Below are 12,600 nucleotides of genomic sequence, written 5' to 3'. Positions count from 1 at the left end.
ATGCCGTTGGCGTCGAGGGCTTGGTTCCGCACGACCGCTTGCATCGCAGACTCAGGTGATGTGCACCTGTGGGAGGGTCTTGCCGGGGCTGGCAGTTCTTTGAGTGGTGTGACCGCAGCTCAGCTCGCGCCGCTCAGCGTGACCGCAGATGAGGGGCCCCTGCGTCTCCCGGCTAGTGCGGGGTGCACGTGGCGGGGTGACGCGGTGCGCGCCAGATCGACGGGGCGGCGAGCCGGAGGCGGGCGGGGACCGAGCATCGCTTAGGGTTGTCCGCGATGTATCCACGAGTCACGGCCGTCCTCGTTGCGCGTAATGGCGCAGCGTACCTGGAACGAACCCTCATGGCGCTCCGGGCGCAGACCCGGCAGCCCGACGCGACCGTCTTCGTCGATGGCGGCTCGAAGGACTCGACCGATGAGCTGCTCGCCTCGTGGGGCCCGACACAGCTGGTCCAGGTGAGCGAGAACCTCCCCTTCGGGCAGGCAGTCGCTCGCGCCGTGCGCGTCATGCAGCCGCCAGTCGGCGAGGACGAGTGGCTGTGGCTGCTCGCGCAGGACTCGGCCCCGGAGCCCGGCGCCCTCGCGGCGCTGCTGGGCGCCGTCGAAGTGGCGCCCTCGGTCGCCGTCGCCGGCCCGAAGATCATGGACTGGACCCGCTCGGGCTACATCCGCAGCTACGGCGAGTCGATCACCAACTACGGCACGACCGTGCACCTCGTCGAGGACGAGCTCGACCAGGGCCAGCACGACTCCACGCCCGACGTGCTCTCGGTCGCCGCGGGCGGGATGCTCGTGCGCCACTCCCTCTGGGAGGAGCTCGGCGGCTTCGACCCCGGACTGCCCGTCGTTGACGACGCCCTCGACTTCTCGATCCGCACGCGCCTCGCCGGACACCGCGTCAGCCGTGTGCCCGACGCTCGAGTCACCACTGCCAGGATCGGCCTGCAACGCCCCGACGGCCGGCGGATCGACAGCGGGGAGCGCCGCCGCGCGCGGCAGCACCGCACCGCCCAGCTGCACCGACGCCTCGCGTACGCACCTGTGGCCTTCGTCCTGCTGCACTGGCTCTCCCTCGTGCCGCTCGCGATCGGCCGCGCGGTCGTCCGGCTCCTGCGCAAGCAGCCCGGATTGGTTGGCGGCGAGCTGCTCGCGGCTGTCGTCGTCGCGTTTGGCGGCACGAAGGTGCTGCGAGCCAGGAGGATCTTGCGGTCCTCGAAGAACGTGGGGTGGAAGGCGATCGCACCCCTGCGCATCCCACTCGACGTAGTGCGCCAGCTTCGTTCCGTACGCCACGATGCGGTACGCGTGCAGGCCGGGCGTGACCGGCATCCCGTCACCTTCTTCTCAGGAGGCGGGGTCTGGGTCGTTCTCGTGGCTGCACTCATTGGCCTCGTCCTCTACACACCGCTGCTCGCCGCACCCGCGCTCAGCGGTGGCGGACTACTGACCCTGTCGCCTACGGTCGGCGACCTCTGGCGCAATGCCGCCTACGGCTGGCGTGATCTCGGCTCCGGCTTCATCGGCGCAGCGGATCCGTTCGCTGCCGTCCTTGCTGTGCTCGGCTCGTTCACGTTCTGGTCGCCGAGTCTGTCGATGGTCCTGCTCTACCTGCTCGCTCTGCCTGTCGCTGCGATGGGCGCCTGGCTGATGATCGCGCGGCTCACCTCGAGCGCCATCGCGCGGGGCGCGGGATCCCTGGTCTATCTGCTGGCTCCGGCCTTCTTCGCTGCGCAAGCCGACGGACGACCGGGCCCGATGCTGGTACATCTGCTGCTGCCGTGGCTGTTCTTCGCCGGCTTCGGCGCGTACCGGTCGTGGTCCTCGTCGGCGACCGCGTCGATCCTCGCCGCGGTGATCGTCGCCTGCGCTCCCGTGCTCGCCGTGCCGCTGCTCGTGATCTGGCTCGTCGTCGTGGCGACCGCGGGCCGCAGCGTCGGTCGCTTCCTCGGCCTGCCGGTACCGGCGTTGCTGCTGCTTTTTCCGCTGGTGCTCGCCCGAGCGCCCCGGAGCGACTGGCTGGCGATCCTCGCTGATCCCGGCGTGCCGCTACCGTCGGGGCGTGCCGACATGGTCACCCTGCTCGCGGGCGTCCCCGGCGGCCTGCCGAGTGCCTGGTTAGCTTTCCTCGGGGGCCTTGGTATCGGGGCTTCCGCCGCACCGCTGGTGACCGCCGCGCTGGTCCTGCCGCTGATCGTCGCCGCCCTCGCCGCGCTGCTGTTGCCGAACAACCTCTCGGCGCTCGGCGGAGTTGGCGTCGCCGGGGCGGGGCTCCTCACGGCCGCGCTCGCTCAGGGTCTGCAAGTCGCGACGACCGGGTCGGTAGCGATTAACGTGTGGAGTGGCTCGGGGCTCAGCCTCTACTGGCTCGGACTGGTCATCGGCTTCTCGCTGTCGATCACTGCTGTCCCCTCGTTCCGGATCGTGCCGGCGCTCGTCGTTACAGCGGCCGTCGCGATTGTGGCCGGCCCCCTGGCCGTTGCGTTCCCGACCGGCTCAGCACTGGTCACCAGCACATCGGACCGATCACTGCCGGCCTATGTCGCCGCGGAGGCGCAGACCGATCCGCGCGTCGGCACGATCGTCCTGGTGCCTCAGGCCGATGGCGGAATTCTCGCGCGACTCGAGCGCGGAGCCGGGGCGACGCTCGATCAGCAGTCCACGCTCGTTGTAACCGGCGCCGAGCCTGCCGACGCGATCAATGAACTCGCGGGCAACCTGGTCTCGCGCACCGGCTTCGACATCGACTCGGCGCTAAAACGCCTCGGAGTGCGCTTCGTCGTGCTGACCGAGCCCGCCGGTTCGCAGATCGGCGATGCCGCCACGGCCGTCCGAGCCCGCGCTGCGGTGTCCCTCGACGGTAACGCGGCCTTCTCGGCGGTCGGCGACACGCGCTACGGCCTGCTGTGGAGCGCGGTCAATGCGGAGAGCACCACGACCGAGGCGACTCCCTCGGATGTTGTCGGTCCGTTCGGCGTCGCCTACACGATCGCTCTTCTGCTCGTCTTCCTCGTCGCGGTGCTGCTCGCTGTCCCAACCGGGATGTCGCTCGAGCGCGCCCGCTCGGGAGCCGCAGTGGCGGGCATCGACGACGAGCCTGGCGAGGCCACCGGCCAGTTCGACGACGGGAACGACGATGTCTGACCCCGCCGACCAGGAGAAGCGCATGACCGATCCCGCCACCCGTCGATCCCGGGCACACAGGCGTGCCGCCGAGGCTCAGTCTGCGCCGGCCCGCACCCCGTCCGCCGCGCGTCGGCGGCGTACCGCGCTGCGCAGCGCCGTCGGAATCGCGGGGGTCGTGATCGCCGCGGCCGCGGTCGTCGTTCCGCAGCTGCTTCCACTGCAGCTCGCCTCGCGCGCCGGCGAGGGAGTCGTGATCACTCCCGTCGCCGCGGACGGCGCGCTCGTCTGCGCTGGGGATCTCATCGACGCGAGCGAGCCCGAGCAGCTTCGCGCGTTCGGCGGCTCGGCCTCGACGGTGTGGCCTGACGGCTCGACGACCGGTTCGACCCGGCTCAAAGAAGCCGATGTCGCTTCGCCCGGCACCGGCATCGTCGGTCTCGCCGTGCCAGCGGGAGCCAATCCGGCTCCGGGAGGCGTCCGTGTCCAGTCGATCGCGAACGAGACCGTCCGAGGGCTCTCGGCTCGCGGTTGCGCCGAGCCGTCCGCCGACAGCTGGCTGGTCGCCGGGTCCACCGATGTTGGCCGCACCTCCGTGCTGATCCTCGCGAATCCCAGCGCCGTCGCCGCGACCGTCGACCTCACCCTGTTCGGTGAGAACGGTGCGATCCAGGCGACCGGAGCGAGGGGCATCGTCGTTCCCGCTCAATCTGTGCGCGAGCTCCCGTTGGCGGGCCTGGCTCCCGGCGTCATCCAGCCGGTGGTGCACGTGACGTCCCGCGGAGGAGAGGTCGCCGCGAGCATGCAGAGCAGCACGATCTCCGGGCTCACTCCCGAAGGCGTCGAGACGACCGGTCCGACTGCAGGTCCTGGCACGATCACGGTCATCTCGGGCTTCACTGTGACCGCCCCGCCCACGCAGACTGGGAGCGATGACGGCAGTGGCGGAGCGGGAATCCCGATCCTGCGCATCCTCGTGCCCGGCGACAGCGACAGCACGGTCTCGGTCGAAGTCTCGAACGAGAACCCCAGCGGCTCGGGCGCCTCGACCCAGGTCGTCGTTCCCGCCGGCCGGGTGGGTGAGATCCCGGTTTCAGGTCTGGCCGACGGCTCCTACCGGATCACCCTTACCGCCGATCAGCCGATTGTCGCTGCAGGCCGCTCCACATCCACCGGCAGTGCCGGCACCGATTTCGCCTGGTTCGTTGCGGGCACGGCGACATCGACACCCTTCGGCGTCGGCAGCGCGGGCGACGTCGACTCAGTGCTGCACCTCGCGAACGGCAGCGACTCGACCGCCGCGGTCGAGATCGCCTCAGCAGGCCAATCGCGCACGCTTGAACTGGGCCCCTTCGCTGTGCTCTCCACCTCTCTGGGCCGCGACTCGGCTGTCGTCTCGAGCACACAGCCGGTGCAGGCGTCGGTCTCGCTCGCCCGCGACGGAGGAATCGCCTCCTACGCCGTCGTTCCGCCCGGCCCGCTCTCCTCGCCGATCACGGTCTACTCCCACTGAGCGTACGGAGTGCACTGACCGCGTCAGAGACCGCGGAAACGGTCAGGCGAGAGATCCCAGGGGTCGCGGCCGAGCAGTTCGGCGACGGCACGGAACACGTAACTCTCGATCAGCATCCGCTGGTGCCAGTCGTCGCGGCGGTGCAGTTTGGCGAGGCGTTCGATCGGCACGCGGTACAGGGTGATGCGCCTGGCGGCCCGGTCCACGCTCCAGCGCGTGATCCCCGCCCCGTCGAGGCTCTCGGGATCGACGTCCGGCGTGGTCGCCACGTCCACCCGGACGCCGACGAGTTCCTGAGGCCAGGTTCCGCGGAGGTAGTCGATGGCCGAGCCGATCGTCGTCTCGAAGAAGTCGGTGCGGGTTTGCAGCGGCGGCAGGTTCGGGCCGGTGATCGGGCCGCGGACGCCGCGCCCGTGCCGATCGCGAGAACCTCCGCGCAGCGGGCCCGCCGGACGGGCGACGGGGCGACGGGCACGGGACATGCTTCCAGCCTATTGCTACTGTAGGCGCGATGACCGGACGGCAGTGCTCGCGGACAGGATGCCGCGCGGCGGCAGCCGTGACCCTCACCTACGACTACCGCGACTCCCTGGTGGCCGTGGGCCCGCTGAGTCCCACTCCCGATCCCCACGGCTACGACCTCTGCGCATCGCACGACCGGCGGCTCCTGGTTCCGCAGGGCTGGCGGACCGTCCGCTTCGACGCGCCCGGCAGCGACGCGCCCGGCAACAGCGACGCACCCGGAAAAACCTACCCGGAGGCCTAGGAACGGTCGCGGCGGGGGAAGCCCCGCGGTGTGCTCGCCAGCACCGGCGCCAGGCGCTCGAGGCTCTGGTCAGAGAGCCGCAGCGCGCGCTCCTCGCGCGTGCGGCGCAGAGCGGCGATGGCGAGGAGGAAGTCCTCCGCCGAGGCGTCGGGCAGCGGCGAGACGAACGCGGCGGCTTCGTCGGCCAGGGCTGCTGCGAGGAGGGAGCGCGACGGCTCGGTCATCCCGTGCCGCTGGCGGAGGAACTGCGCCAGGCGCCGCGCCAGTGCATCCGGGAGTCGCGCGGCGTCAGCGGTGAGCGCCCACCCTCGCAGGGTCTCGGGGACCTCGAGCTGCAGCGGCTCCGCCTTCGGCACGCGTTCGAGCTGACTGTGCGTGCCGGCGAGCACGTCGCCCAGCCGGCGGGAGCGCGGCGAGAGCAGGCCGACCACCGCCGCGAGGCCGCCGACGGTCATCAGGATTTCGAGCACGCCGGTGAGGCTGCGGACGAGAGCGTGCCGGAAGCCGATCGAGCCGCCGTCATCGCGGACGACACGGGCGCCGATGACGAGCTTGCCGAGCGAACGGCCTCGCGTCGCGGTCTCGACGGCGACCGGCACCAGCACGATCGAGACGACAAGCACGGTGATCGCGAGTGCCGAGGATGCCGCCTGGTCGAGGCCGTCGTCGCCGGACAGCGAGGCGACGAGCAGGAAGAGGCCGAGCGCGAGGAGCAGCTCGGCGAGGAGGTCGAGGATCGCGCCGACCGCGCGCAGCACGAACGAAGTGACGGGGACCTCGAGGGCTATCGCCTCGCCCGTCAACAGATCGGGGGTGTCGAAGAGGTCGGTGCGCTGGTCGTCCACGGTGCTCCTCCCGAGTGCTTGGCCGCGACGGCGTGCCGGTGGCTATCCTGTCAGGAGATGGACATCGACGCTCTCTCGACCGCTCGCACGCCGCAGTGGACGCGGCTCGACGAACTCTCTCGCCAGCGCCGCCTGAGCGGCAGCGAAGCGGATGAGCTGGTGGAGCGGTATCAGGCCGCCTCCGCCGATCTCGCAGCGATCTCGTCGACCGCCGGGTCGACCGCGGTCGGCACCCGGCTGGCCGTCTCGCTCTCGCGCGCTCGGGGGAGACTGACCGGCACCCGGGAGGAGCCGCTCGCAGCCCTCTCGCGCTTCGTCGTCCTCGCGCTCCCCGCGGCCCTCTACCGGCTCCGCTGGCTGACCTTGGCCGTGGCGCTCGGGACCGCACTGGTGGCGACGCTCTACGCGGTCTGGATTCTCGGCGACCCGCGCCTGCTCGCGGCGCTCGGCGACGACGAGCAGCTGCGGCGCTTCGCCCAGGACGACTTCGTCGACTACTACTCCGAGAACCCGGCCGCGTCCTTCGCTGGGCAGGTCTGGACGAACAATGCCTGGATCGCGGCACAGTGCGTGGCCTTCGGGATCGTCGGCGTCTACGTGCCGTACATCCTCCTGCAGAACGCGCAGAACCTCGGAACCTCGATCGCGGTGATGTTCCACGTGGGCGAGGGCGACACGTTCTTCCTCTACATCGCTCCGCACGGGCAGCTCGAACTTACCGCCGTCTTCGTCGCGGCGGCAGCGGGACTGCGGATCTTCTGGGCATGGATCGCGCCCGGTCCCCGCACGCGTGGCCAGGCGCTGGCCGAGGACGCGCGGAGCCTGTTCACCGTCGCGATCGGGCTCGTGTTCGTTCTGCTGGTGTCCGGCGTGATTGAGGGCTTTGTGACCCCCGCACCGTGGCCGTGGTGGGTCAAGATCGGGATCGGTTCGCTCGCCCTGCTCGCGTTCCTCCTGTACATGGTCGTCGTCGGTGGCCGAGCGGCTCGGGTCGGCGAGACCGGCGACCTCGGGCGCTTCGAGGCGGGCTCGCGCGGTATTGCCGAGGCCTGAACCCCTCAGAGCCGACCGGCGGCCTTGAGCGCGAGGTAGCGGTCGGCCAGCGCCGGCGGCAGGCGCTCGGGGCCGGCCAGTACGACATCGCCGCCGAGGCGTCGGACGGCGGCGGAGAGGCGCTCGACATCGGCCAGGGAGCGCTCTGCGGCGGCGGCGCTGTAGACCGCGGCCCGGTCGCGGCGGTCCCCGGCCATCCGCTGTAGCTCAGGATCGAGCGCGCAGGCGACGACGACGGTATGCACGCGGGTCAGCTGGGGGAGCACCGCGAGCAGCCCCTGGGCCGATCCGACCGAGTCGAGCGCGGTGAGCAGCACGATGAGGGAGCGCTGCGAGACCAGGGCGCGTACCTGCGCGGGGACCGCGGCCCAGTCGGTCTCGACCAGCTGCGGCTGCACGGGGGCCAGTGCGTCGACCACGCGCGTGAGCACCTCCGTGCCCGTCGCGCCATGCACGCGGGCGCGCCGGGCACGGTCGAACGCGAGCACGTCCACCCGGTCGCCCGCTGAGGCGGCGAGGGCGGACAGCAGCAGCGACGCCTCGATCGCGGTGTCCAGGCGCGGCTCGTCGTCGATGCGGGCGGCGGAGGTGCGCCCCGTGTCGAGCACGACGACCACCCGCCGGTCGCGCTCCGGACGCCACGTGCGGACGACAGGCTCCCGGCGCCGCGCCGTCGCCCGCCAGTCCAACGACCGCACGTCGTCGCCGCGGACGTACTCGCGGAGGCTGTCGAACTCAGTGCCCTGCCCGCGGATCATCACGCTGGTGCGTCCCTCAAGCTCGCGCAGGCGCGCGAGACGGGAGGGCAGGTGGCGGCGGGAGCGGAAGGCCGGCAGCACGCGGACCGAGGCGCCGGCGGCGTGGGTTGCCTGCCGTCCGGCCAGGCCCAGTGGGCCGCGGGAGCGGACGGTGACGTGCAACGCCCGGCGCTCGCCCCGACGGCGCGGCTTCAGGATCGTCGTCACCGCGCGCCGTTCGCCGGGCGGGAGCCGCAGCGCTGAGCGCGTCATCACGGCTCCGGCGGAGGGCTCCCAGGCGTCACGGAGCACACCGGTGATCCTCCGCCTGCCGGTGTTCGTGATGAGGAGGACGGCCTCGGCTCGCTCGCCGAGCCGTACCCGCTCGGGGGTGTGCCGGTGAAGCGCAACCGCGCGAGCAGAGCCCGCAGCGGCGACGTCGACCGTGACGAGCACGGTCCACATGAGCAGCCAGAGCCCGAGCACGGCGAAGGCAACCTCGGCCCGGCCGCCCAGCAGGACGACCGGCACGAGGCCGATGAGGAGGACGAGGACACTGCGTCCGGTGAGGTGCACGGCTCAGACCGGGACGCGGACCTGCTGCAGGATCGCGCCCAGGACCGCCTCCGTGCGGACGCCCTCGAGTTCCGCCTCTGGCTCGAGCTGGAGGCGGTGGCGCAGCACTGGCAGGACCATCGCCTGGACGTGGTCGGGGGTGATCGAGCCGTAGCCGTTCAGCCATGCCCAGGCGCGCGCGGCGGCGAGCAGCGCGGTCGATCCGCGGGGGCTCGCGCCGAGCTTCACGCTCGGGCTCTCGCGAGTGGCACGGGCTAGGTCGACGATGTAGCCCAGCACGTCCGGGCCGGCTCCGACGCGGCGCATCGACTCCTGGGCCGCGCGTAGGCGCCCGGCGTCGAGCACGGGCCGCACGCCTGCGGCACCGAGGTCGCGCGGGTCGAAGCCCGCGGCATGGCGCGAGAGCACCTCGACCTCGACGTCGCGCGGGGGTACCTCCAGCACTAGCTTGAGCAGGAACCGGTCCAGCTGCGCCTCCGGGAGCACGTAGGTGCCCTCGTACTCGACGGGGTTCTGGGTGGCGGCGACGAGGAAGGGATCGGGGAGGGCGAGGGTGCGTCCGTCGACGCTGACCTGCCGCTCCTCCATCGCCTCGAGCAGCGCCGCCTGCGTCTTGGGCGGGGTCCGATTGATCTCATCGGCAAGCAGGAGATTGGTGAACACTGGACCTTCGCGGAAGGCGAAGTCGGAGGTCGACGCGTCGTAGACCAGCGAGCCCGTGATGTCGCCGGGCATGAGGTCTGGCGTGAACTGCACCCGCCGCGTGTCGAGCCCGAGCGAGACCGAGAGGGCGCGCACGAGGAGCGTCTTCGCGACTCCGGGAACGCCCTCGAGCAGGACGTGGCCGCCGGCGAGCAGGGCGATGAGGAGGCCCGATACGGCTCCGTCTTGGCCGACGACGGCCCGGCCGACCTCGGCGCGGACGCGGTCCAACTCGGCGCGCAGGTCGTCGTCCGGGATCGGCGCGTGCTGGCGCGCAGAGAGGGTGGGATCGCTCATCGGAGGGGGCCTTCCGGTCGTCGGGCGGGAGTGGGCGAGAGGGCGCTGTGCAGCGCGCTTTCGAAGCGGAGGAGTTCGTCGGAGGCCGCCACCAGCGCATCGTCGTCGGCCGGCTCATCCTCGATGAGGAGGCGGCGGAGCGCGGCTGGGTCACGCTCGAGACGGGCAGCGGCGACGGCGACGATCTCGTCGACTCCTGTCGCCGGAGCCAGGCCCAGCAGTGACGCGGTGCGGTGCAACGTGCCGATGCGTAGGGCGTCCAGCGCGCGCAGGCGCAGCGCTCCGCGGGCGTAGAGCCGGGCGCGGCCACGGGCGGTCTCGCTGGCGTGCACGATGACGGGCAGCGGCTCGACGGCGAGCGGCCCGAAGCGGCGACCGCGCCACACGGCGGATGCGACGAAGACGGCGACCAGCAGGAGCAGCGCCGGAGTGACCCAGCCGGGCGCGAGGTCGGAGGGGCGCACCGCGGTGTGGGGGGAGTCGGCGGCGCCGGCGCGGTACCACACCAGACGGTCCTCGCCGCCGAGTAGGCCGAGCGCCAGGGCGGCCCGGCCCTCCTCGGCGATCGTGCTGTTGCGCAGCAGATCGGCGTCGCCGATCGCCGTGACGCGCGCGCCTCCCGGGCCCTCAGCGCTCACCAGGGCGAACGCGTCGTCGCCCGAGGGGAAGCAGCCCTGTACGCCGGTGTCGAGGATGCGGTAGGTGCTGCCGCCCGAGGGGATGGTGCCGGCGCGCTCGGCCGCGGGCAGCGCGCAGTCGGCACGGAGGACGCCCGTGTCGGCTGGGGAGCCGGCGAAGCGGATCCCGGGCAGCAGTGAGTCGACCGCGGCGCCGCCGGGCCGAACGAGGAGCACGGAGGCGGACGCGCGGGCGAGCCGGCGATACTGCGCCTCGTCAAGGGCCACATCCGGATCGTCGATGAGCAGTGTCGCACCGGGGGCGAGGGCGGTGAGAGCGGAGTCAAGGTCATCCGCCCGCACCACCTCCACGCCCTGCTGGCGGAGGACCTGGGTGAGGGCGCGGGCGCCGTCCGGTGCGGCGCTGTCGATATCGAGGTCGGGAGCGGGCACTCGCGCCCCCGTGGCGACGGTCAACAGCAGCGTGCCGACGGCCACGAGAACGATCAGCACGAGCCAGACGCGTCCCCGGCGCAGTAGTGCACCGAGGCCGGGCGTGGAGACAGCGCCGACGCTCATTGAGCGGCGCCGAGCGGATCGAAGACGGGCGCCGTCGCCGCCAGTTCGCGATCGAGTGCGGCGACCCGCTCGTATTCCGCGGGGCCGCAGGGGAATCCGAGGTAGCGGACGCGGTCGAAGTCGTCCGCGGTCCGCTTCAGTGCGGAGGCGGAGGCGGGGAAGGCGGAGGAGGCGCGCACGGCCAGGCCGCGCGCTGTGGTGCCCGGCGACACACGCAGGACCGTCCGCTCATCGAGTGAGCGCACGAGCGCACGGAACCGCTCCACGAGCGCCTCGTCCCACGCGCCTCGCGCGGCTGCCGCGTCCGCGAGCAAGCGCAGGGTCGTGGCGGAGCGGGTGTCGTCCGCCGCCAGGACCGCGCCCGTGACGGTGCTGCGCCGTGCGGTCCGCGGCCGCCCCGCGATCATCAGCGCCGCTACGACGAGCGCGACGAGCACGAGTACCCCGATCACCGCGGCGACCGGCACCGGCGGCCCGTCGCCCTGCAGAGTCAGGGAGGCGAACCACTCGCGGATCGCCTGGACCGCGCGGTCGAACAGGCTCGGCTCGGCCGCGCGGTAGCGGGGATCGGCGAGCTCCTCGAGGAGGAGGCGCCGCGCCTGCTCCGCATCCGGGTCAAGCGGTGCCACCGGCAGGATCACGAGCGCTCCGGCACGGGGAACGGATCGGGGGAGGGACGACCGGCGGCACGCTCCTCGACGTGCCGCATCAGCACCAGGTCGAAGCCCTCACGGCGCATCCGCCGATCCAGGTACAGCAGCCCCGTGACGGCCGACTGCAGCACCGTGCCGACCGCGCCGATCACAAGGCCGATGGCGACCGAGAGGAGCGTGACGACGACGGAGGTGACGACCTGGGCGTTGGGGTCGGTGGGCGCGATCAGTGCCCCGGCGAGCGGGATCAGGAGGCTGAACGGAATCGCCACGACCTGCCCCGCTACCTGAATGATGACCAGCATCAGGGCGAGCGCGCCGAAGGTCCGCCAGAATCCGCCGCGGACCAGCTGCCACGAGCGGGCGACGGCGCGCCGCAGACCCAGCCGTTCGAGCATGATCAGGCTCGGCACGAGGGCGAGCTGCGTGCTCAGCCACGCGCCGAGGACGGTGGCGGCACTCGCGGCCCCGATCAGCACCAGGACGCCGCCGATGATCGCGCCCGAGCTGCCCTCCTGCGCACCCAGGAGGAACAGCGGCACTGCGAGAGCGGCCACCAGCACGACGAGGAGCAGATAGCCCAGCCCCTGCAGTACGGTCCAGGCGATCAACGCCCAGAAGCGGCCGCGAAGGCGTCTGAGCAGCTGCCGGAGCGTCGCGCGCTCACCGAGAACCCCGCGCGAGACTTCGAGGACGACGACGCCCTGCACGAGCGCGCCGGTCGCGAGCGAGACGGCGAGGGGGATCAGTGCCGCGAGGATGACGATGGCGAGGGAGCCGGCGCTCACAGCGTCGCGGTCGTCCGCCTCCGCCTGGGCGATGCGCCCGACCGCCAGCAGGGCGATCAGCCCGTACACGGCCAGCGCGAGGACCGAGCCGAGCCCCTGCACAAGCAGCGCGACTCCGAGCGTGGTTCGGGGGCTCCGGCGAAGCACCTGGAAGGGCGCACTCAGGAGTGTGCCGAAGCCGAGGGGACGCAGCGGCACGAGGCCCGGCCGAGGCGGGGGTGTCCACCCCAGAGCGGGGGCAGAGCCCTGCCGAGGATCGGTTGACCACGCTCCGGCGGACGACGCCGGCGACCAGGCTGGTGTCACTGGAGCGGGGGGTCTCGGAGCGGGAGCGGCAGGAGAATGTCGAGCCGCC

General features: G+C 72.2%; 11 protein-coding genes. 4 read left to right on the top strand and 7 right to left on the bottom strand.

Annotated features, from left to right (window positions below; all coding sequences use genetic code 11):
* Positions 1–275: 275 nt before the first annotated feature.
* Positions 276–3,140 (top strand): glycosyltransferase family 2 protein, encoded by a 2,865-nt coding sequence (locus HRF29_RS04540; RefSeq protein WP_173245188.1) that lies wholly within the window; start codon positions 276–278, stop codon positions 3,138–3,140.
* Positions 3,141–3,162: 22 nt separating this feature from the next.
* Complete coding sequence (locus HRF29_RS04535) at positions 3,163–4,632, top strand: DUF5719 family protein (RefSeq protein WP_173245185.1); 1,470 nt, start codon at positions 3,163–3,165, stop codon at positions 4,630–4,632.
* 23 nt (positions 4,633–4,655) lie between these two features.
* On the opposite strand, the gene HRF29_RS04530 is transcribed toward HRF29_RS04535, so the two are convergent.
* Positions 4,656–5,114, bottom strand: a complete 459-nt coding sequence (locus tag HRF29_RS04530) for a metallopeptidase family protein (protein WP_173245182.1) — start codon at positions 5,112–5,114, stop codon at positions 4,656–4,658.
* 29 nt (positions 5,115–5,143) lie between these two features.
* Between HRF29_RS04530 and HRF29_RS04525 the strand changes: the two genes are divergently transcribed.
* Complete coding sequence (locus HRF29_RS04525; RefSeq protein WP_222929587.1) at positions 5,144–5,398, top strand: DUF3499 family protein; 255 nt, start codon at positions 5,144–5,146, stop codon at positions 5,396–5,398.
* Here the strand turns inward: HRF29_RS04525 and HRF29_RS04520 are convergent.
* Positions 5,395–6,243 carry an RDD family protein gene (locus HRF29_RS04520; RefSeq protein ID WP_343043647.1) on the bottom strand — a complete coding sequence of 283 codons (849 nt, stop codon included), beginning with the start codon at positions 6,241–6,243 and terminating at the stop codon, positions 5,395–5,397. The two genes, HRF29_RS04525 and HRF29_RS04520, sit on opposite strands and share 4 nt — an antisense overlap.
* Before the next feature lie 57 nt (positions 6,244–6,300).
* On the opposite strand from HRF29_RS04520, the gene HRF29_RS04515 reads away from it, so the two are divergent.
* On the top strand, positions 6,301–7,296 hold the full coding sequence (locus tag HRF29_RS04515) for a stage II sporulation protein M (RefSeq protein ID WP_173245176.1): 996 nt from the start codon (positions 6,301–6,303) through the stop codon (positions 7,294–7,296).
* A 5-nt stretch (positions 7,297–7,301) separates the two neighbouring features.
* Here the strand turns inward: HRF29_RS04515 and HRF29_RS04510 are convergent, their stop codons facing one another.
* Genes HRF29_RS04510 through HRF29_RS04490 form a run of 5 tightly spaced genes read right to left on the bottom strand, consistent with a single transcriptional unit; the run spans position 7,302 to position 12,443 of the window.
* Entirely contained in the window at positions 7,302–8,609 is a 1,308-nt protein-coding gene (locus HRF29_RS04510) for a DUF58 domain-containing protein (protein WP_173245173.1), read from the bottom strand.
* 3 nt (positions 8,610–8,612) lie between these two features.
* A complete protein-coding gene (locus HRF29_RS04505; RefSeq protein ID WP_173245170.1) occupies positions 8,613–9,608 on the bottom strand; it encodes an AAA family ATPase in 996 nt (331 codons plus the stop codon).
* Positions 9,605–10,804, bottom strand: a complete 1,200-nt coding sequence (locus HRF29_RS04500; protein WP_173245167.1) for a DUF4350 domain-containing protein — start codon at positions 10,802–10,804, stop codon at positions 9,605–9,607. Before HRF29_RS04500 ends, HRF29_RS04505 begins: the two co-directional genes overlap by 4 nt.
* Positions 10,801–11,445, bottom strand: coding sequence for a DUF4129 domain-containing protein (locus HRF29_RS04495; RefSeq protein ID WP_173245164.1), 645 nt, complete (start codon positions 11,443–11,445; stop codon positions 10,801–10,803). The genes HRF29_RS04500 and HRF29_RS04495 overlap by 4 nt, the downstream gene beginning before the upstream one ends.
* Positions 11,442–12,443, bottom strand: coding sequence for a DUF7847 domain-containing protein (locus tag HRF29_RS04490; protein WP_173245161.1), 1,002 nt, complete (start codon positions 12,441–12,443; stop codon positions 11,442–11,444). Before HRF29_RS04490 ends, HRF29_RS04495 begins: the two co-directional genes overlap by 4 nt.
* Between the last annotated feature and the right edge of the window lie 157 nt (positions 12,444–12,600).

Origin of the sequence: Rathayibacter agropyri, assembly GCF_013249015.1 — a bacterium.
GTDB lineage: Bacteria > Actinomycetota > Actinomycetes > Actinomycetales > Microbacteriaceae > Rathayibacter > Rathayibacter agropyri.
Note: the sequence above shows the minus strand (reverse complement) of the source record. Positions and strands in the feature narration are given on the sequence as shown.

Bases quoted from the DNA above. Each gene is read 5' to 3' on its own strand.
- HRF29_RS04540 (WP_173245188.1), top strand. From the start codon at position 276: ATGTATCCACGAGTCACGGCCGTCCTCGTTGCGCGTAATGGCGCAGCG.
- HRF29_RS04535 (WP_173245185.1), top strand. From the start codon at position 3,163: ATGACCGATCCCGCCACCCGTCGATCCCGGGCACACAGGCGTGCCGCC.
- HRF29_RS04530 (WP_173245182.1), bottom strand. From the start codon at position 5,114: ATGTCCCGTGCCCGTCGCCCCGTCGCCCGTCCGGCGGGCCCGCTGCGC.
- HRF29_RS04525 (WP_222929587.1), top strand. From the start codon at position 5,144: ATGACCGGACGGCAGTGCTCGCGGACAGGATGCCGCGCGGCGGCAGCC.
- HRF29_RS04515 (WP_173245176.1), top strand. From the start codon at position 6,301: ATGGACATCGACGCTCTCTCGACCGCTCGCACGCCGCAGTGGACGCGG.
- HRF29_RS04505 (WP_173245170.1), bottom strand. From the start codon at position 9,608: ATGAGCGATCCCACCCTCTCTGCGCGCCAGCACGCGCCGATCCCGGAC.
- HRF29_RS04500 (WP_173245167.1), bottom strand. From the start codon at position 10,804: ATGAGCGTCGGCGCTGTCTCCACGCCCGGCCTCGGTGCACTACTGCGC.